Annotated in this window: 16 protein-coding genes; 9 read left to right on the top strand and 7 right to left on the bottom strand. The window is 57.8% G+C overall.

Features of this window, described 5'->3' with window-relative positions; translation table 11 throughout:
• Positions 1 to 69 precede the first annotated feature (69 nt).
• On the bottom strand, positions 70 to 1,224 hold the full coding sequence (locus tag COL8621_RS15785) for a phosphoserine transaminase (protein ID WP_093968237.1): 1,155 nt from the start codon (positions 1,222 to 1,224) through the stop codon (positions 70 to 72).
• Positions 1,225 to 1,381: 157 nt separating this feature from the next.
• Here COL8621_RS15785 and serB point away from each other — a divergent pair, with 157 nt between their 5' ends.
• Positions 1,382 to 2,257 (top strand): phosphoserine phosphatase SerB, encoded by an 876-nt coding sequence (gene serB / locus COL8621_RS15780; RefSeq protein ID WP_093968236.1) that lies wholly within the window; start codon positions 1,382 to 1,384, stop codon positions 2,255 to 2,257.
• Here serB and COL8621_RS15775 read toward each other — a convergent pair.
• Positions 2,254 to 3,252: an asparaginase gene (locus tag COL8621_RS15775; protein WP_093968235.1), complete on the bottom strand. Its 999-nt coding sequence runs from the start codon at positions 3,250 to 3,252 to the stop codon at positions 2,254 to 2,256. The genes serB and COL8621_RS15775 overlap by 4 nt on opposite strands.
• A gap of 176 nt (positions 3,253 to 3,428) precedes the next feature.
• Here COL8621_RS15775 and COL8621_RS15770 point away from each other — a divergent pair, with 176 nt between their 5' ends.
• Together COL8621_RS15770 and rlmN are read left to right on the top strand one after the other, a co-directional pair.
• A complete protein-coding gene (locus COL8621_RS15770; RefSeq protein ID WP_093968234.1) occupies positions 3,429 to 3,965 on the top strand; it encodes an invasion associated locus B family protein in 537 nt (178 codons plus the stop codon).
• Positions 3,966 to 4,039: 74 nt separating this feature from the next.
• On the top strand, positions 4,040 to 5,209 hold the full coding sequence (rlmN, locus tag COL8621_RS15765) for a dual-specificity RNA methyltransferase RlmN (protein ID WP_093968233.1): 1,170 nt from the start codon (positions 4,040 to 4,042) through the stop codon (positions 5,207 to 5,209).
• A gap of 7 nt (positions 5,210 to 5,216) precedes the next feature.
• Here the strand turns inward: rlmN and COL8621_RS15760 are convergent, their stop codons facing one another.
• Positions 5,217 to 6,035 (bottom strand): LOG family protein, encoded by an 819-nt coding sequence (locus COL8621_RS15760; RefSeq protein ID WP_093968232.1) that lies wholly within the window; start codon positions 6,033 to 6,035, stop codon positions 5,217 to 5,219.
• A gap of 89 nt (positions 6,036 to 6,124) precedes the next feature.
• Here COL8621_RS15760 and dapD point away from each other — a divergent pair, with 89 nt between their 5' ends.
• On the top strand, positions 6,125 to 6,952 hold the full coding sequence (gene dapD, locus COL8621_RS15755) for a 2,3,4,5-tetrahydropyridine-2,6-dicarboxylate N-succinyltransferase (RefSeq protein WP_093968231.1): 828 nt from the start codon (positions 6,125 to 6,127) through the stop codon (positions 6,950 to 6,952).
• Positions 6,945 to 7,289 carry a DUF8846 family protein gene (locus COL8621_RS15750; protein ID WP_093968230.1) on the top strand — a complete coding sequence of 115 codons (345 nt, stop codon included), beginning with the start codon at positions 6,945 to 6,947 and terminating at the stop codon, positions 7,287 to 7,289. The genes dapD and COL8621_RS15750 overlap by 8 nt, the downstream gene beginning before the upstream one ends.
• A 13-nt stretch (positions 7,290 to 7,302) precedes the next feature.
• On the opposite strand, the gene COL8621_RS15745 is transcribed toward COL8621_RS15750, so the two are convergent.
• A complete protein-coding gene (locus tag COL8621_RS15745) occupies positions 7,303 to 8,358 on the bottom strand; it encodes a transporter substrate-binding domain-containing protein (RefSeq protein ID WP_093968229.1) in 1,056 nt (351 codons plus the stop codon).
• 417 nt (positions 8,359 to 8,775) lie between these two features.
• On the opposite strand from COL8621_RS15745, the gene dapE reads away from it, so the two are divergent.
• The 4 genes from dapE to COL8621_RS15725 all read left to right on the top strand — a co-directional run bounded on the left by dapE (position 8,776) and on the right by COL8621_RS15725 (position 14,045).
• Positions 8,776 to 9,915, top strand: a complete 1,140-nt coding sequence (gene dapE, locus COL8621_RS15740; RefSeq protein WP_093968228.1) for a succinyl-diaminopimelate desuccinylase — start codon at positions 8,776 to 8,778, stop codon at positions 9,913 to 9,915.
• Positions 9,912 to 10,334: a GNAT family N-acetyltransferase gene (locus COL8621_RS15735; protein WP_093968227.1), complete on the top strand. Its 423-nt coding sequence runs from the start codon at positions 9,912 to 9,914 to the stop codon at positions 10,332 to 10,334. The genes dapE and COL8621_RS15735 overlap by 4 nt, the downstream gene beginning before the upstream one ends.
• Positions 10,335 to 10,383: 49 nt before the next feature.
• Entirely contained in the window at positions 10,384 to 12,639 is a 2,256-nt protein-coding gene (rnr, locus tag COL8621_RS15730) for a ribonuclease R (RefSeq protein WP_093968226.1), read from the top strand.
• Positions 12,640 to 12,728: 89 nt separating this feature from the next.
• Complete coding sequence (locus COL8621_RS15725; RefSeq protein WP_093968225.1) at positions 12,729 to 14,045, top strand: lytic murein transglycosylase; 1,317 nt, start codon at positions 12,729 to 12,731, stop codon at positions 14,043 to 14,045.
• Between the two features lie 50 nt (positions 14,046 to 14,095).
• Here COL8621_RS15725 and COL8621_RS15720 read toward each other — a convergent pair whose 3' ends face one another.
• The 3 genes from COL8621_RS15720 to COL8621_RS15710 are packed head-to-tail and all read right to left on the bottom strand — an operon-like array spanning position 14,096 to position 16,441.
• Positions 14,096 to 14,584 (bottom strand): hypothetical protein, encoded by a 489-nt coding sequence (locus COL8621_RS15720; RefSeq protein WP_093968224.1) that lies wholly within the window; start codon positions 14,582 to 14,584, stop codon positions 14,096 to 14,098.
• The gene (locus tag COL8621_RS15715; protein WP_093968223.1) at positions 14,581 to 15,066 is read right to left on the bottom strand and encodes an RNA pyrophosphohydrolase; all 486 of its coding nucleotides are present in this window, start codon (positions 15,064 to 15,066) and stop codon (positions 14,581 to 14,583) included. The genes COL8621_RS15720 and COL8621_RS15715 overlap by 4 nt, the downstream gene beginning before the upstream one ends.
• A gap of 37 nt (positions 15,067 to 15,103) precedes the next feature.
• A complete protein-coding gene (locus tag COL8621_RS15710; RefSeq protein ID WP_093968222.1) occupies positions 15,104 to 16,441 on the bottom strand; it encodes a S41 family peptidase in 1,338 nt (445 codons plus the stop codon).
• Between the last annotated feature and the right edge of the window lie 4 nt (positions 16,442 to 16,445).

The raw sequence follows: 16,445 nt of genomic DNA, 5'->3' as shown, positions 1-16,445 counted from the left end.
CTTTAGTGAAATTCTGGGGGAGAGGGCGCGCGGGGTCGCGCACCCGGAATTGATCAGGAAACAGCCCGCTTAGGCAGCTGCTTGCAGTGCCTCGATTTCGGCGTTGAACGCCCAATCAAGCCAAGGCATCAGCGCCTCAACATCCGACGTTTCAACCGTGCCACCGCACCAGATGCGCAGGCCAGCCGGGGCATCGCGGTATGCGCCGATATCCAGCGCCACGCCTTCGGCTTCCAGACGTTTTGCAACGGCTTTGGCAAAGGTCGCGCCATCGGTGATGCGGTCATCGGTGAACTTCAGGCAAACGCTGGTCGTGGAGGCAGTTGCCGGATCAACGGCAAGGTTTGCGATCCAGTCATGCGTCTCGACGAACTTGGCGATGGCAGCGGCGTTTGCATCCGCACGTGCGATCAGGCCCTTCAGCCCACCAACAGATTTCGCCCAGTCCAGCGCAACCAGATAATCTTCGACCGCCAGCATGGAAGGCGTGTTGATCGTCGCACCGGTAAAGATACCGTCGATCAGCTTGCCACCTTTGGTCAGGCGGAAGATTTTCGGCAGAGGCCATGCAGGGGTGTAGTTTTCCAGACGCTCTACGGCGCGGGGGCTGAGGATCAGCATGCCGTGGGCCGCTTCGCCGCCCAGAACCTTCTGCCAAGAGAAGGTGGTTACATCCAGCTTGTCCCAAGGCAGGTCCATCGCGAACGCGGCCGAGGTCGCATCGCAGATCGTCAGGCCAGCACGGTCAGCCGGGATCGCATCGCCATTGGCCATACGCACGCCCGAGGTGGTGCCGTTCCATGTGAACACGACATCGTTGTCATAGTTCACTTTGGCCATATCAACGATTTCACCGTATTCGGCGGTGTGAACGTTTGCTTCGATCTTCAGCTGCTTGACCACATCGGTGACCCAGCCAGCGCCGAAAGATTCCCATGCGACCATTTCGGCAGGGCGTTCGCCCAGCAGGGACCACAGGGCCATCTCGACAGCGCCAGTGTCAGATGCGGGCACGATGCCGATTTTATAATCGGCCGGAATGCCAAGCACTTCGCGCGTTGTTTCGATGGCAGCCAAAAGCTTGGCCTTGCCAACAGCAGCGCGGTGCGAGCGGCCCAAAGGCGCATCAGCAAGCTTGTCGAGGGAGAATTCAGGGTTCTTGGCACATGGGCCAGAAGAAAAACGCGGGTTGGCCGGACGCGTGGCCGGGGTATTGGTAACCATTGATGGTATCCTTACAGATAATCGCCCTTCGTTGGGGAAGGGTGTCCCGCCGCTGCAGATACGGGGCATCGCGCACTGGCGCAAGAGGGAAACCTGCGCTATTGCGCCGTTTGAATGCTGAAAAGCGACACGTCTGTTCACTATCGGAAACTGCCCCATGTTTATTGCGACTTTGCTGACCAACCCTTCCGCAAAAGGGCTTACGCCCGCGACAGTTGATGCTGTTCGCAACGCTTGGGGTGGTGGCGAAGTGCAGTGGCTTGCGCCCGATGTTGCGGCTGAATTTCCGTTGGAATCTATGCCAAGCAACCAGTGGGACGTTTGGGAAGACCTGCAAAAGCTGGGCGTCGATCTGGTGATTCTGCCGGCCGAGGGGCGGCGCAAAAAGATGCTGTTGGCCGATATGGACAGCACGATGATCCAACAGGAATGCATCGATGAGCTGGCCGCCGAAGCGGGAATCGGTGAACGCGTGGCCGAAATCACCGCCCGTGCAATGAACGGAGAGTTGGACTTCGAAGGCGCATTGAACGAACGCGTCGGCCTGTTGGCGGGCTTGGACGCATCGGTGATCGAAAAGGTTCTGGCCACCCGGATCAGCTTTATGCCCGGCGGCGCGGTTTTGTTGGCGACGATGAAGGCGAACGGCGCTTATGCGGCATTGGTGTCAGGCGGGTTCACCGCATTTACCGCAAAAGTGGCGGGCGAGCTTGGGTTCGATGAAAACCGTGCGAACACCCTGTTGATCGAAGATGGCAAGCTGACCGGCAAGGTCGCGATGCCGATTCTAGGGCGCGAGGCGAAGGTTTCGGCTCTGAAAGAAATCAGCGCGCGCCTTGGCATCAGTGCAGATGACGTAATGGCCGTTGGTGACGGTGCGAACGATCTTGGGATGCTGGGGCTTGCCGGGGCGGGCGTTGCGCTTCATGCGAAGCCAACCGTTGCGGCAGAGTGTGATATTCGTATCAACCACGGCGATCTGACGGCGCTGCTGTTTATCCAAGGATACGCCGAAACGGATTTCGCGGGTTAAGCGAACCCGTCTGCGACGCGAATAATCCCCGTTTCGATGCCGCGCCAGTTCTTGATTGGCGCATTCATCCGCTTCAGCGTGGCGGGGTGTTTCGGCTCTAACACGCCCAATTTCACCAGAATCGCCGCGATGGCGCATTCCGATGCGCGGGTCGCGCCATCGACGATCTTCAATGCGACGCCTAGCTTTTGTTCCGGCAAGATCGCGATGAAAACGGCCTCGGCGCCGGTTTTAACCGCCACGTTGCCACCCATCGCGTTCATCAGTTCGGTACAGGCACGCCCTTGGCCCGCCACCAGTTCGGGATAGGTGGCCATGGCGCGGGTCAATTTCGCCGCCGCGCGTTCGCGCCCGTCTGCTGCACCCTCGTTTGCGGCGGCAAAAAACGCCATCGCGCGGGCAAGCCCGTGCACGGTGGTTCCGAAATTCGGGGCCGAGCATCCGTCGATGCCAAAGCCGGGGCTATCCATGCCGGTGACATCTTCAAATGCATCTTTGACGGCCAGTTGAACGGGGTGGGCCGGGTCAACGTATTCCGTGCCCGCGCCCAAATGTTTCGTCAGCGTCAGAAAGCCAGAGTGTTTGCCCGAGCAGTTGTTGTGCATCTGACTGGGCGAACCGCCCGCCCGGATCATCGCGTGTTTGGCTTTCCTGTCGCGGGGGGCTTCGGCGCCGCAGCGCAGGTCACTGTCGCTGAGGCCCAGTTCGGCCAACCATTTGCTGACCATATCGGTGTGGATAGGCGCGCCTTCATGGGATGCGCAGCCCAATGCCAATTGCGCGTCCGTTAGCCCAAAGGCATCCGCCGCGCCGCTTTCGACCAAGGGCAGGGCCTGAATCATCTTGGTCGAAGACCGTGGAAGGATCACCGCATCGGCATCGCCCCACGCCTGAACAATGTGCCCAGACGCGTCACAGACGACAGCATGGCCCACGTGGGTCGACTCAAGGAACGGGCCGCGCCATACATCGACCATCGGAATTGCATGACTCATGGGAATTGTGCCTCACAGATGCGCGATTTTCTGCCAACAGGGCTTTTAAAAAACGCCTGTTTTACGTTAGTCTGTGCATATCGAGTTGAAACAAGCCGCGCCACTCGAAAAGGTCGGGAACAACGGCCAGTCAGGCGGGCGAATGAGGCATAATACAGCTGGAGGCTGTGAACGATATGACATCTTTGGTGAAGAGTGGCATTTGTGCCGGGTTGATGGCGCTGGTTGCGTTCGGGGCGAACGCCCAAGAATCCACCAACCGTGTGGCCGTGAAAACGGATTGGAACGTGTTTGCAGAGCCGCCAGCAGCGCCGACAGAATGCTGGGGCGTCGCTGTTCCAAAAGAGACAGTGAACAAGGATTCAAGCGGTCGCATCAAAGCTGTGCGCCGTGGTGAGATTTTGCTTTTCGTCACCTATCGCCCGAAATCGGGTGTGAATGGCGAAGTGTCGTTCACGGGTGGTTATCCGTTTGCTCCGGATTCGTTTGTGAAGATGGAAATCGGCGATAGCTCGTTCGAGTTGTTCACCGATGGCGAATGGGCTTGGCCTGCGTCCAAGGGCGATGACGCCAAGATTTTGACTGCGATGAAACGCGGTGCGACTGCTGTGTTGACGGGTCGTTCGGCACGCGGAACGGTGACGCGCGACACCTTCTCGCTTTCGGGTTTCACGGCGGCAACGGAATCAGCTGACCAATTTTGCGGCGGCTAAACCCCGTAAAGGTCTGTTTATCTGAGCGACCGAATCCTATATGAAGCGCGACTTGATCGACGGAGACGCGCCTCATGACCATCACGCAGGATGTTGTAACCATCCCCCGCAAGCAGCCGGAAGGCGATAAGGTGAACCTAGTTGGGCTTACCCGCGTACAGTTGCGCGATGCGCTGATTGGGGTTGGGACGCCTGAGAAAAAGGCGAAGATGCGCGCAAGCCAGATCTGGCAGTGGATCTATCAAAAGGGCGTGCGCGACTTTGAGTCTATGACCAACCTTGCAAAGGATTTTCGTGCCACGCTGGACGAAAACTTTGTGGTTGAGGTGCCCGAGGTTGTCTCCAAGCACGTGTCGACGGACGGCACGCGCAAGTATCTTGTGCGGATCGCGGGCGGTCACGAAGTCGAAACCGTTTACATCCCGGAAGAAGGGCGCGGTACGCTGTGCATCTCGTCCCAGGTTGGTTGCACGCTGACCTGTTCGTTCTGCCACACGGGGACGCAGCGTTTGGTGCGTAACCTGACGGCTGGTGAAATCGTCGGTCAGGTGATGTTGGCGCGCGATGATCTGGACGAATGGCCCGAGCCGGGCGTCCCGAACCCTCCCGAGGCGCGGCTGTTGTCCAACATCGTTCTGATGGGCATGGGCGAGCCGCTGTACAACTTTGAAAACGTGCGCGACGCGATGAAGATCGCGATGGACCCCGAGGGGATTTCCCTGTCGCGCCGTCGTATCACGCTGTCTACGTCTGGCGTTGTTCCTGAAATTGCCCGCACCGCTGACGAAATCGGCTGTATGCTGGCCGTCAGCTTCCACGCGACCACGGATGAGGTCCGCGACAAGTTGGTTCCGATCAACAAAAAGTGGAACATCGCAGAACTGCTGGACGCGCTGCGCGCTTATCCGAAGGCGTCGAATTCGGAACGGATCACGTTTGAATATGTGATGCTGAAGGGTGTGAACGACAGTGACGAAGACGCGCATCGTCTGGTGGAGCTGATCAAGGGCATCCCGGCCAAGATCAACCTGATCCCGTTTAATGAATGGCCCGGCGCGCCTTATGAACGGTCCAGCGGCAACCGTATTCGGGCGTTTTCCGACATTGTGTTCAATGCGGGATATGCCTCGCCGGTTCGCAAACCGCGCGGCGAAGATATCATGGCTGCTTGCGGTCAGTTGAAATCCGCGACCGAACGGGAACGCAAAAGCCGCAAGCAGATTGAAAGCGAAGCTGGGATGTAAGCCAGCGTTAAGCTGGCTCTTCCCAATTCGCGATATATTCCAAAGCCTCTTCCGCCGTTTCGACGAAGTGGAACAGGTTTAGGTCTTCTTCTGAAATTGTGCCCGCGTCGGCCAGCGCATCCCAGTTGATGATCCGCTGCCAGAACTCTTTCCCGAACAGCAGGAAGGGAACGGGCTTCATCCGGTTGGTCTGGATCAGGGTCAGTGCCTCGAACATCTCGTCCAAGGTGCCAAAACCGCCGGGGAACATGGCAACGGCGTTCGCGCGCATCAGGAAATGCATCTTGCGGATACCGAAATAGTGGAAGTTGAAGCACAGGTCAGGTGTCACGTATTCGTTCGGTGCCTGTTCATGCGGAAGCACAATGTTCAACCCGATGGATTCGCCGCCAGCATCGGCTGCGCCGCGGTTGCCTGCCTCCATCACGCCGGGGCCACCGCCGGTGACGATGACGTTTTCCTTGCCGCCGTTCTTCTTGCTTTCAACGGTCATCAGCCGCGCGAATTCGCGGGCGACATCGTAATAATGTGACAGATTGGCCAGCGTGTCGGTGCGGGCGGTATGCTTTTTCGAAGGCTCAGGAATACGCGCGCCGCCGAACAGCACGATTGTGCTTTCGATGCCGTGTTCCTGCATCAGAAGTTCGGGCTTCAGCAGTTCCAGTTGCAACCGGACAGGGCGAAGGTCATCGCGGCACAGGAAGTCATCGTCGTTAAACGCCAGCTTATACGCAGGTGCCCGCGTCTGTGGTGTGTCCGGAATTTCACGTACGGCTTCAACATCCTGATGCGCGTCAGGAAATACTCGTTCCTTCTTAACCTTCATGGTGATCCTCTTGTTGCAATTGCGCCCCCGTCCTTCAGCGTCTATAGCCTCAGCCCCAACGAGACCAGTCACGTTTTGGAGGAACAGCAATGTCCAACGCCCAGCTTGAAGCCGCAATCGAAGCCGCGTGGGACGCGCGCGATACTATCACCCCCGCCACCACAGGCGAACAACGCGAAGCGATCGAAGATACGCTGAACGCGTTGGACAGCGGCACATTGCGCGTCGCGGAACGTCAGGACAACGGCGATTGGCATGTGAACCAGTGGGCGAAAAAAGCCGTGCTGCTGGGCTTCCGCATCAAAGACATGGAAGAACAATCCGGCGGCCCGCAAGGCAGCGGCTGGTGGGACAAGGTCGATAGCAAGTTCAAAGGCTGGGGCGAAGCCGAATGGAAGGCTGCGGGTTTCCGCGCCGTGCCAAACGCGGTTGTTCGCAAATCCGCCTTCATCGCGCCGGGCGTGGTTCTTATGCCATCCTTCGTGAACCTTGGCGCGTTCGTTGACGAAGGTACGATGGTTGACACATGGGCCACCGTGGGTTCCTGCGCGCAGATCGGCAAGAACGTTCACCTGTCGGGCGGCGTTGGCATCGGTGGCGTGCTTGAACCAATGCAGGCTGGCCCAACCATCATCGAAGACAACTGCTTTATCGGTGCGCGTTCCGAAGTGGTCGAAGGCTGCATCGTGCGCGAAGGTTCGGTTCTGGGCATGGGCGTGTTCATCGGCCAGTCGACCAAGATCGTTGATCGCGAAACCGGCGAAGTGATGTACGGCGAAGTGCCGCCATATTCGGTTGTTGTTGCGGGTTCTATGCCATCCAAAAACGGCGTGAACCTGTACTGCGCAGTCATCGTAAAGCGCGTTGACGAACGGACCCGTTCGAAAACCGGTATCAACGAGCTGCTGCGTGACTGATAAACCGAAAAAGCCCAAGAAGCCCCACTTTGTGTACACGCTTGTTGTGCAGGTGGGGCGGAAGGCCGATGACGGCCTTCCCAAGGGCGCGACGGGCGCGGCCCTGATGTGTTTCGCCAGCGGCGTGGACGAAGCAGAGGCCGTGCGCGAAACCGTTGCTGTGCTAAAGCAGGCCGATGTGGCCCCGCTGGATGTCACCGGTTACGGCACGCTTGAAGATCGCGTTGAGCAGGGCCACGAAATTTCCGACGAGGAAAAAGAGCTGATGGCCCGCGCCTTGGAAGAAAACGCAGTGATCGTGGCGCAGATGACGCCCTTCTTCGACGATAAAAAGTAAGCTTCGGCGCGGGTTAATCCCGCGCGCCGAAGTATTTGCGATAGATACGGTCATAGGTGCCGTTTTCACGCATTTTCAGCAGGCTGCGGTCGATCGGTTCAAGCAGATCGTTGCCGCCTTGCAGGGCAAAGCCATAGCTTTCCAACCGGAACGGCGCACCCACCATCTGGGCCTTTTCACGTCCACTGTGCGCGGCATAGTAAGCCAGAACCGGCGCGTCAAAGACGACGGCATCAATTTTCCCGCTTTCAAATTCTGCGATCATAGCATCCAGATCAGGGTACCCGTCATAGTCCAGGTCACGCCCTTCCATGAACCTGGCAGCGGTCGAGTTTTCAATGGTCGCGACGCGTTTTCCGTAAAGATCATTCACCGAATTCACAGAGCCTTGAATGGCGTCTACGGTGATCACGGCGGTGATTTTCGCGACGAATAGCGACACGATGAACAGGCTGGAAACGACAAGGAAGGTCCCGAATATCCGGCCAAAGAACGTGCGCGGCACACGTTCTTCAAAGCCGCCGTTCACCACAAGGTTCAGCGCCCACCAAAACGATGGGAACATCGCCTCTTTGGCGCTGCGGTCAAAATAGGGCTGTGCGTCTCGTTCGAAATGCCACATCGCCATGCCGCCCCCGAACAGAAGCAGGAACGCCAGAACAATCGCGATCAACAGATCACGCGACAGGATCGCGGACCATATCGACACGCCATCCCCATTCGCAGGGACCATGATTTGAAGCCCGCTTTCGAAGATGGAGTGGCTGAAGTCGAAAATCTGTTCACGTTCGGCGGTAATCGAAATATTGGCAACCGCCACATCGGCTTCGCCATTTTCGACCTTACCCAGCATGGTGCTGAACCCATCTTCCAGCGAAACGGTCGATGTAATGCCGATGTCTTTTGCAACTGCGTTCCACAGCTCAATGCTAAAGCCGGTTTGTTCACCATCCACCAACGTGGAAAACGGGGGGCGTTCGACGGTAACCACCGTTAAGTCTTGTGCTTTTGCGGTAAGCGGCAGGTTTGACACGAAAAGCAGGACCAACGCGGCTAGGTATCTTAGCATTCTGAGGTATCCGGTTCTTGGGTAGTTGCGTGGAGGGTTGGCTGTCTGTTTCGCATCTGACAAGTGGCGACGTCGTCTCTTAGCTGGATCAGTTCTTTTGCGCTAGTTGGTTTCGGGAAAAGGACGAGCGGTGCATCTGTATTTGTTAACATGACCAACAGGAAAGTATCGAGCTTTTCGTTGCAACTGTGATCCGCTGAAGGGTTTTGAAACGCGCATTCTGATCTGGTCACATGGCCGGTGCGGCCACTCCTTACCTTGACGTTGCTTCTAATATTCAAATGTGAGGCATTACCGTGGGCTTGTTAAGTTGCAGTTTGCAGGAATTGTTCGTGACCGTGAAATGTTCCGCCAATGCAACATTGCACCAGTTATAGAGGGCAGGTATCGCTGTGGTAACCAATACAGGAGCCCGCCTTGACCGACCCCGTCGCCCTTACCGCCGAGCTGATCCGCTGTCCGTCTGTCACACCTGCTGAGGGCGGTGCTTTGACCTTGCTTGAGGGAAAGCTAAGCGCAGCTGGTTTTGAATGCACGCGCGTTGATCGTGGGGGGATTGCGAACCTTTATGCGCGTTGGGGTAAAAAGGGGCATGCGCGCAGCTTTGGCTTTAACGGCCACACGGATGTGGTGCCTGTCGGGGATGCGGCAGCATGGACAGTCGACCCCTTTGGCGCGACGCAAAAAGACGGATGGATGTGGGGGCGCGGGGCCACGGACATGAAATCCGGCGTGGCAGCCTTTGCCGCGGCTGCGATTGATTTCGTGACAACCACACCGCCGGACGGCGCGGTGATTATGGCGATCACGGGTGACGAGGAAGGGGATGCCGTTGATGGCAGCACTGCTTTGCTTGACTGGATGGCTGCGCATGACGAACAGATGACCGCCTGTTTGGTTGGCGAACCGACCTGCCCAGATGTGATGGGCGAGATGATGAAAATCGGTCGGCGCGGTTCGATGACAGCGTATTTCACGGTAAAAGGTGTTCAGGGCCACGCGGCATATCCGCATCGCGCGCTTAACCCGCTGCCTGCGATGGCCAAGTTAATCGACCGGCTGGCCAGCCATACTCTTGATGAAGGAACGGCGCATTTTGATGCCTCTACCCTTGCTGTCACAACGATTGATACGGGCAACCCAGCCAACAACGTGATCCCCGCAGAATGCCGGGCGACTGTGAACATCCGTTTCAATGACGCGCACAGTTCGGGGTCGATTACCGAATGGCTTAGGGGTGAGGCGGATAAAATTGCCGAAGAAACCGGTGCGACTGTTGAAATGCGGGTGCAGGTTTCGGGCGAAAGCTTTGTAACGCCACCCGGCGCGCTGTCTGACCTTGTGTCAAAAGCTGTGGTTGCGGAAACCGGCGTGACGCCTGCCTTGTCCACGTCGGGCGGGACGTCTGATGCGCGTTTTGTCAAAGACCACTGCCCGGTCGTCGAATTCGGTTTGGTCGGAAAGACCATGCATCAGGTGGACGAGCGCGTAGAGGTTGCTCAGATCACTCAGCTGAAACAGATCTATAGCCGCATCCTTTCGGATTATTTCGCGTGACCTATTCCATCGCCATCACGGACGACGTGCAGGCCTGCGTGGCCCTGCGTATCGCGGTGTTTGTCGATGAACAAAAGGTTCCGATGGAGGATGAGATTGACACCCTAGACGGTGAAGCTGTCCACATTCTGGCGACCCATGACGGAAAACCCGTAGGGACCGCGCGGTTGCTGCAGGAAGGTGCGGCGGGGCGCATCGGACGTGTGTGCATCTTGGCCGACCATCGGGGCACGGGACTGGGCGCGCAGCTGATGACATATGCCATAGATGCCCTGCGGGCGCGTGGCGGGCTGACCTCTATTCAGCTTGCGGCGCAAAGCTATGCCACTGGCTTTTATCAACGGTTCGGCTTCGAAGTGATCGGGCCAGATTACGACGATGGCGGCATTCCGCATTGTAAGATGGAACTTCGGCTTTAAGCGCTGTTTGCAATGGTGTGACCGTTCAGCGCGTGATACCAAATTGGGCATGACACGTATCCCATCCAAAGACGAAATTCTTGCGTGGATTTCAGATAATCCAACACAAACCTCAAAACGCGATATTGCCAAAGCATTTGGCATCAAAGGTTCCGACCGGATCGACCTTAAGCGCGTTCTGAAAGAGCTAGAGGCCGAAGGGCATCTAGAAAAGCGGCGCAAGACTTATCGCGACCCAGATAAACTGCCGCCGGTATCGGTGTTGCAGATATTGGAGCCGACCCCGGATGGCGATCTATACGCCAAGCCGCTTGAATGGCATGGCGAAGGGGCCGCGCCGCGTATCCTGTTTTTGCCGCGCGCATCTGATCCGGCGCTGGGCGAAGGGGACCGTATTCTTGGCCGTCTTACAGAGGTAAACGAAGACGATCATCAGTACGAAGCACGGCTTATCCGCCGTATCGGAACAAACCCCCATCGGATTTTGGGCATCTTCCGTAAAGGCGCCGAAGGCGGGCGGATCAAACCTATCGACAAAGGTGCCGACAAAGAATGGCAGGTGCCTGATGGCGCGACCCATGGTGCCAAAGACGGTGAGTTGGTCGAGGCAGAGCAATCCGGCCCCCGTTCCCGTATGGGGCTGCCCCGCGCGCGGATCGTTGAGCGTTTGGGAGACCCAAGCGCGCCAAAGGCTGTTTCACTTATCGCGATCCATCAGCACGGAATCCCGGATGATTTCCCCGATGACGTGATCGCAGAGGCGGACAAAGCCAAACCCGCCGGACTTGGCAACCGCGAAGACCTGCGGGATATGCCGCTTATCACGATTGACCCGCCCGATGCGCGGGATCGCGATGATGCGGTTTATGCCCAACCCGACGATGACCCAAAGAACGATGGCGGCTTTATCGTCTGGGTCGCAATTGCCGATGTGGCCCATTACGTCACCCCCGGCTCTGCGCTGGACCGGGAGGCGCGCAAGCGCGGCAATTCTACCTACTTCCCCGATCGCGTGGTGCCGATGCTGCCTGATCGTCTGTCCGGCGACCTGTGTTCGCTTCACGAAGGGGTGCCGCGCGCCTGTATGGCCGTGCGCATGACGCTGGATTCGGCGGGCAACAAGATCGCGCACCGGTTTACCCGTGGTCTTATGCGTTCGGTCGCGGGCCTTGCCTATGAAGAGGTGCAGGCGGCCATGGACGGCACGCCAAACGAAAAAACCGCGCCCCTGATGGATGATATCATCAAGCCACTTTTTGCCGCCTATGAGGTGACTAAAAAAGCCCGCGCCGCGCGGCAACCGCTTGACCTTGATCTGCCCGAACGGCGGATCGAACTGGGTGAGGATGGCAAGGTCACCTCGGTTCAGTTCCGCGACCGGTACGATGTGCATCGCCTGATCGAAGAGTTCATGATCCTTGCCAACGTCGCCGCCGCCGAAGAACTGACGCGGATGCGCCGCCCGCTGTTGTTCCGTGTGCACGAAGAACCCTCGCCGGAAAAGCTGGATTCGCTGCGCGATGTTGCGGCGGCCTCTGGGTTTTCACTTGCCAAGGGGCAGGTCCTGCACACGCAACACCTGAACCGGCTGCTGGACGCGGCAATGGGCACCGAGTTTTCCGAGCTGATAAACCTGTCCACGCTGCGGTCGATGACCCAAGCCTATTATAACCCGGAAAACTTCGGACACTTTGGTTTGGCATTGCGCAGCTATGCGCATTTCACCTCTCCGATCCGGCGGTATTCCGACTTGATCGTCCACCGCGCGCTGATCCTTGCGCATGGCTGGGGCAAAGATGGGCTAAGCCCCGAAGATATCGAGCGGCTGGAAGACACCGCCACGCATATTTCCGATACCGAGCGGCGCTCCATGGCGGCAGAGCGGGATACGACGGATCGCTATCTGGCGGCCTATTTGTCCGAACGCGTGGGTAACGAATTCACCGGGCGCATTTCCGGCATTGCGCGGTTTGGCGTGTTCGTAAAACTGGACGAAACCGGCGCAGATGGCTTGGTCCCGATCCGCGAGTTGGGGAACGAATACTTCCACCATGATCGGGATGCGCAAACCCTGATGGGGGCGGACAGTGGCCTTGTGATTGGGATCGGGCAGCGCGTTACCGTGCGATTGGCCGAGGCAGTGCCTGTTACGGGCGGTCTGATGCTAGAGCTGTTGTCGATCGATGACAAAACGCTTCCGCGTGGATCATCGCGTGGCGGGCGTAAATCAGCACGCCGGTTGCCCAGCAAAGCCAAAAAGAAAGCAGCCAAGGTAAAGCGAAAGGTCGCTCGAAAACGGCGTTGATCCGCCTTTTTTGTGAATGCTTGCTTTGAAGGTTTCGTTCTTCGCGCTAGGATGTTTGCAAACAAACAACGAGCAAGCAGGTTCTTTTCATGGTGTCTTGGGTAAGAGCAATCGCTCTGATCGGTACGATCGTACCGCTATTGTCCAGCGCTGGCCTTGTGCAGGCCAGCAGCTCCCGTTTTCCGGTTTATCGCGCGGAGCTTTCGCAGGTAAGTTCAATCAAGCCGCTTGCGCGCCCTGACCGGGTCGTGGCGGAAACACTGGTGCAGGTCGCAGCATCCAACAGTGCGTTTCAGCGCTGGGTCGATGGGTTTCGCGGGCGGGCCGTTGCGCAAGGCATTTCTGGGCAGGTGTTTGATCGTGCGTTTCGGGGCGTGGATTACAACACCGATGTGATCAAGAAAGACCGGAACCAGTCGGAATACACCAAACAGATTTGGGATTATCTTGATAGCGCGGCATCGCCCACGCGGATCAAGAACGGCAAATCCGCATTGCGCGAACACAGCCGCGTGCTGAACGCGATTGAGGCCAAGTACGGCGTCGATAAAGAAGTCGTCGCCGCCGTTTGGGGCCTTGAAAGTGCTTATGGTGAGTTCAAAGGCGACATCCCAACCATCGAAGCCTTGGCCACCCTTGCCTATGACGGGCGGCGGGGCAAATTCTTTGAAGGTCAGTTGGTCGATGCCCTTAGAATCCTGCAAGCCGGGGACGTATCCGCCAAGGGTATGACCGGATCTTGGGCTGGCGCGATGGGGCATACGCAGTTCATCCCGTCCAGCTACCTTGCCTATGCGGTGGATTTCACGGGTGACGGAAAGCGCGATATCTGGTCCAAAAACCCGGCTGACGCGCTTGCCTCGACCGCGGCATATTTGGCGCGGTTCGGTTGGGTCAAAGGCCAGCCATGGGGCGTCGAAGTACGTCTGCCGCGTGGCTTCAACTATGGTTTGGCGAACCGCAAGATCAAGAAAATGCCATCTGACTGGGCATCCTTGGGCGTGCGCGATGTCAGCGGAAGCGCCGTGCCAAACTATGGTTCTGCGTCGATCTTGCTGCCCGCTGGTTCCAGTGGCGCGGCGTTCATGATCTTCAAGAACTTCAGCGTGATCGAGCGTTACAACGTCGCTGACGCCTATGTCATTGGCGTTGGGCATCTGTCCGACAGGCTAAAGGGTAGGCCCGCGATTCAGGCCAACTGGCCACGGGGATACAAGCCGCTGTCTTTCAACGAAAAGAAAGAGATGCAGCGCCGCCTGACACGGCTGGGGTTTCTGGATGACAAGGTGGACGGCATCATCGGGCCAAACACGATCAACGCCATACGCGCCTTTCAGGCAAAGAAGGGCGTAACGCCAGATGGCTATCCATCCGAAGAGTTGTTGAAGCTGCTTAAAGGTCGCTGATCTGATCGCGCCCTACCTTCAACAGGTAGGGTGCCTTCCACATTGAAAAGCTAACGCTGTGGCTCCATGGGTTCGCATTTTTTGCCGCGCATGCAGTTGGTCAAACGCTTTAGATCGGTGGGGCTGGGTGCGGCAAAGATCATGCCGCCACAGGGCCCTTCCTCCACCAAATAGCCGGTTTCGGACTTTTCAATAAATACGACGACATCTTGGTTCAGCGGGGCCTTTCCGCACCAAACCGAAAGGCACGTCTCTGTAATTGTGACCGGAGCGGTAAATGGCGCGTCAAAGCCGCGGGGGCTGATGCCTTTACCTTCGAACGTGGCATCATAGCTGCGGGATGCGCCATGCTGTCCGTTCTTTTCCGGGCGTTGACGCGGGCCAGGATCAGGGGCGATGAGTTTTCCATGGGCCAGCACAAAGAGCTTGTCGCTTTCGTTGGCGAACTGAAAGCTGCGCGCCACGTCGGGTCGCATACAGCTTAGCGCATTGGCCTGACCCGCCAGACAAAGTGACAGTGTCAAAGCCAAGCGGATCATTTGATAAGCCCCGCAAATTCACCCACGACGCTGGCGTAAACATCGCGTTTGAATGGAACGATGTTGGCGACCAGTTGATCGGCAGGCAACCATGCCCATTCGGAAAACTCGGGGTGTTCGGTGGCGATGTTCACTTGATTATCTGTGCCAAGGAAGCGGAACAGATACCAAATCTGTTTCTGCCCCCGGTACTTGCCTTTCCAGACCTTGCCGACAAGTTCTGGTGGCAGGTCATAGGTCACCCAGTCACCAGTGCGGCCGACGATTTCAACCAAGTCAGCCGTCACGCCGGTTTCTTCCCACAGTTCGCGCAGGGCGGCGGTTTCGGGGTCTTCGCCTTTGTCGATGCCGCCTTGGGGCATTTGCCATGCCGCCACTTCGGAATCGAAACGTTGGCCGACGAAAATGTCGCCATCGGCGTTCATCAGCATGACGCCAACGCAAGGGCGGTACGGCAGTTCAGAGATTTGTTCTGGGGTCATGTGGGCAAAGGGCCGGCGCGTGGCCGGCCCCTTCCTTTTAGTCAGAGGTTTCGAGAGCAGACAGACCTTTGAGAAGATCAACCGCATAAGCGAGCTGATAATCCTCTTCGCGCAGCTTGGCGGCCTCGGCGGCTTTGGCTTGTTCTTCCTCAGCCTGCTTGCGCTCATCGTCGGTCATCGAGTCATTGGACAGGCTGCCACGAAGGTCCGCCTCGGACCGGGTGCGGGGCGTGTCTGCGTCAGTCTCTTCCTCGGTCACGGGCACGCGTGGCGGTTGTGGCACGACGATGTCGGGCGATACGCCAAGCGCTTGGATCGAACGACCTGATGGCGTGTAATACCGCGCGGTCGTCAGGCGCATCGCGCCGTTGCCACGCAGCGGCATAACTGTCTGAACCGAACCTTTACCGAAGCTTTTCGTGCCCACAACAATCGCGCGACGGTGGTCTTGCAACGCGCCCGCAACGATTTCCGACGCCGAGGCAGAGCCGCCGTTGATGAGTACGACCATCGGTTTACCATCGGAAAGGTCACCATCAACGGCGTTGTAACGATCACTGTCTTGTGGGTTACGGCCCCGCGTTGAAACGATTTCGCCCGCGTTCAGGAACGCATCGGATACCTTGATCGCCTGTGTCAGCAACCCACCGGGGTTGTTGCGCAGGTCAAGAACGATGCCGTTTACGTTGTCCATGCCGCCCAGTTCTTCGATCGACTCTTCAAGCTTTTGCTTAAGGTTCGGGTAAGTCTGGTCGTTGAAGGTCGTGACCCGAAGAACGACTGTTTCGCCTTCTACGCGCGAACGCACGGCGGTCAGTTTGATGGTGTCACGTGTGATGGTTACGTCAAACGGTTCGTCGATGCCGGAACGCACCACCGTAATGACAATTTCAGAACCAACCGGCCCGCGCATCAACTCAACAGCGCCGTCCAGCGTTAGGCCAAGAACACTTTCGCCATCGACATGGGTGATAAAGTCGCCCGCTTCGATGCCAGCTTCGTCTGCAGGTGTGTCATCAATCGGCGAGACGACTTTGACAAAGCCTTCCTCTTGCGTGACCTCAATGCCAAGACCGCCGAATTCACCGCGGGTTTGTACCTGCATATCGTCAAAGTCTTTGGGCGGCAGATAGCTGGAGTGCGGATCAAGCGACGTCAGCATGCCGTTGATCGCGGCCTCGATCAGTTCTGCGCTTTCGACCTCTTCCACGTATTGGGCGCGTATCCGTTCAAAGATGTCGCCAAAAAGGTCAAGCTGTTCATAGACCGAGCTTTGCTTATCTGCCTGCTGCGCAATCAGAGGGCCAGCCACTTGGGTAGTCAGCACTGCGCCTGCAAGGGTGCCACCCAGCGCGGCCATCACGAATTTCTTCATGGCG

The sequence above is a fragment of the Actibacterium lipolyticum genome (genome assembly GCF_900184935.1).
Classification (GTDB): domain Bacteria; phylum Pseudomonadota; class Alphaproteobacteria; order Rhodobacterales; family Rhodobacteraceae; genus Actibacterium_A; species Actibacterium_A lipolyticum.
Note: the sequence above shows the minus strand (reverse complement) of the source record. Positions and strands in the feature narration are given on the sequence as shown.

Coding starts and splice junctions, on each gene's coding strand:
- COL8621_RS15715 (WP_093968223.1), bottom strand. CDS start 15,066: ATGACCCCAGAACAAATCTCTGAACTGCCGTACCGCCCTTGCGTTGGC.
- COL8621_RS15785 (WP_093968237.1), bottom strand. CDS start 1,224: ATGGTTACCAATACCCCGGCCACGCGTCCGGCCAACCCGCGTTTTTCT.
- COL8621_RS15760 (WP_093968232.1), bottom strand. CDS start 6,035: ATGAAGGTTAAGAAGGAACGAGTATTTCCTGACGCGCATCAGGATGTT.
- COL8621_RS15720 (WP_093968224.1), bottom strand. CDS start 14,584: ATGATCCGCTTGGCTTTGACACTGTCACTTTGTCTGGCGGGTCAGGCC.
- COL8621_RS15710 (WP_093968222.1), bottom strand. CDS start 16,441: ATGAAGAAATTCGTGATGGCCGCGCTGGGTGGCACCCTTGCAGGCGCA.
- rlmN (WP_093968233.1), top strand. CDS start 4,040: ATGACCATCACGCAGGATGTTGTAACCATCCCCCGCAAGCAGCCGGAA.
- COL8621_RS15770 (WP_093968234.1), top strand. CDS start 3,429: ATGACATCTTTGGTGAAGAGTGGCATTTGTGCCGGGTTGATGGCGCTG.
- rnr (WP_093968226.1), top strand. CDS start 10,384: ATGACACGTATCCCATCCAAAGACGAAATTCTTGCGTGGATTTCAGAT.
- serB (WP_093968236.1), top strand. CDS start 1,382: ATGTTTATTGCGACTTTGCTGACCAACCCTTCCGCAAAAGGGCTTACG.
- COL8621_RS15775 (WP_093968235.1), bottom strand. CDS start 3,252: ATGAGTCATGCAATTCCGATGGTCGATGTATGGCGCGGCCCGTTCCTT.
- COL8621_RS15745 (WP_093968229.1), bottom strand. CDS start 8,358: ATGCTAAGATACCTAGCCGCGTTGGTCCTGCTTTTCGTGTCAAACCTG.
- COL8621_RS15725 (WP_093968225.1), top strand. CDS start 12,729: ATGGTGTCTTGGGTAAGAGCAATCGCTCTGATCGGTACGATCGTACCG.
- dapD (WP_093968231.1), top strand. CDS start 6,125: ATGTCCAACGCCCAGCTTGAAGCCGCAATCGAAGCCGCGTGGGACGCG.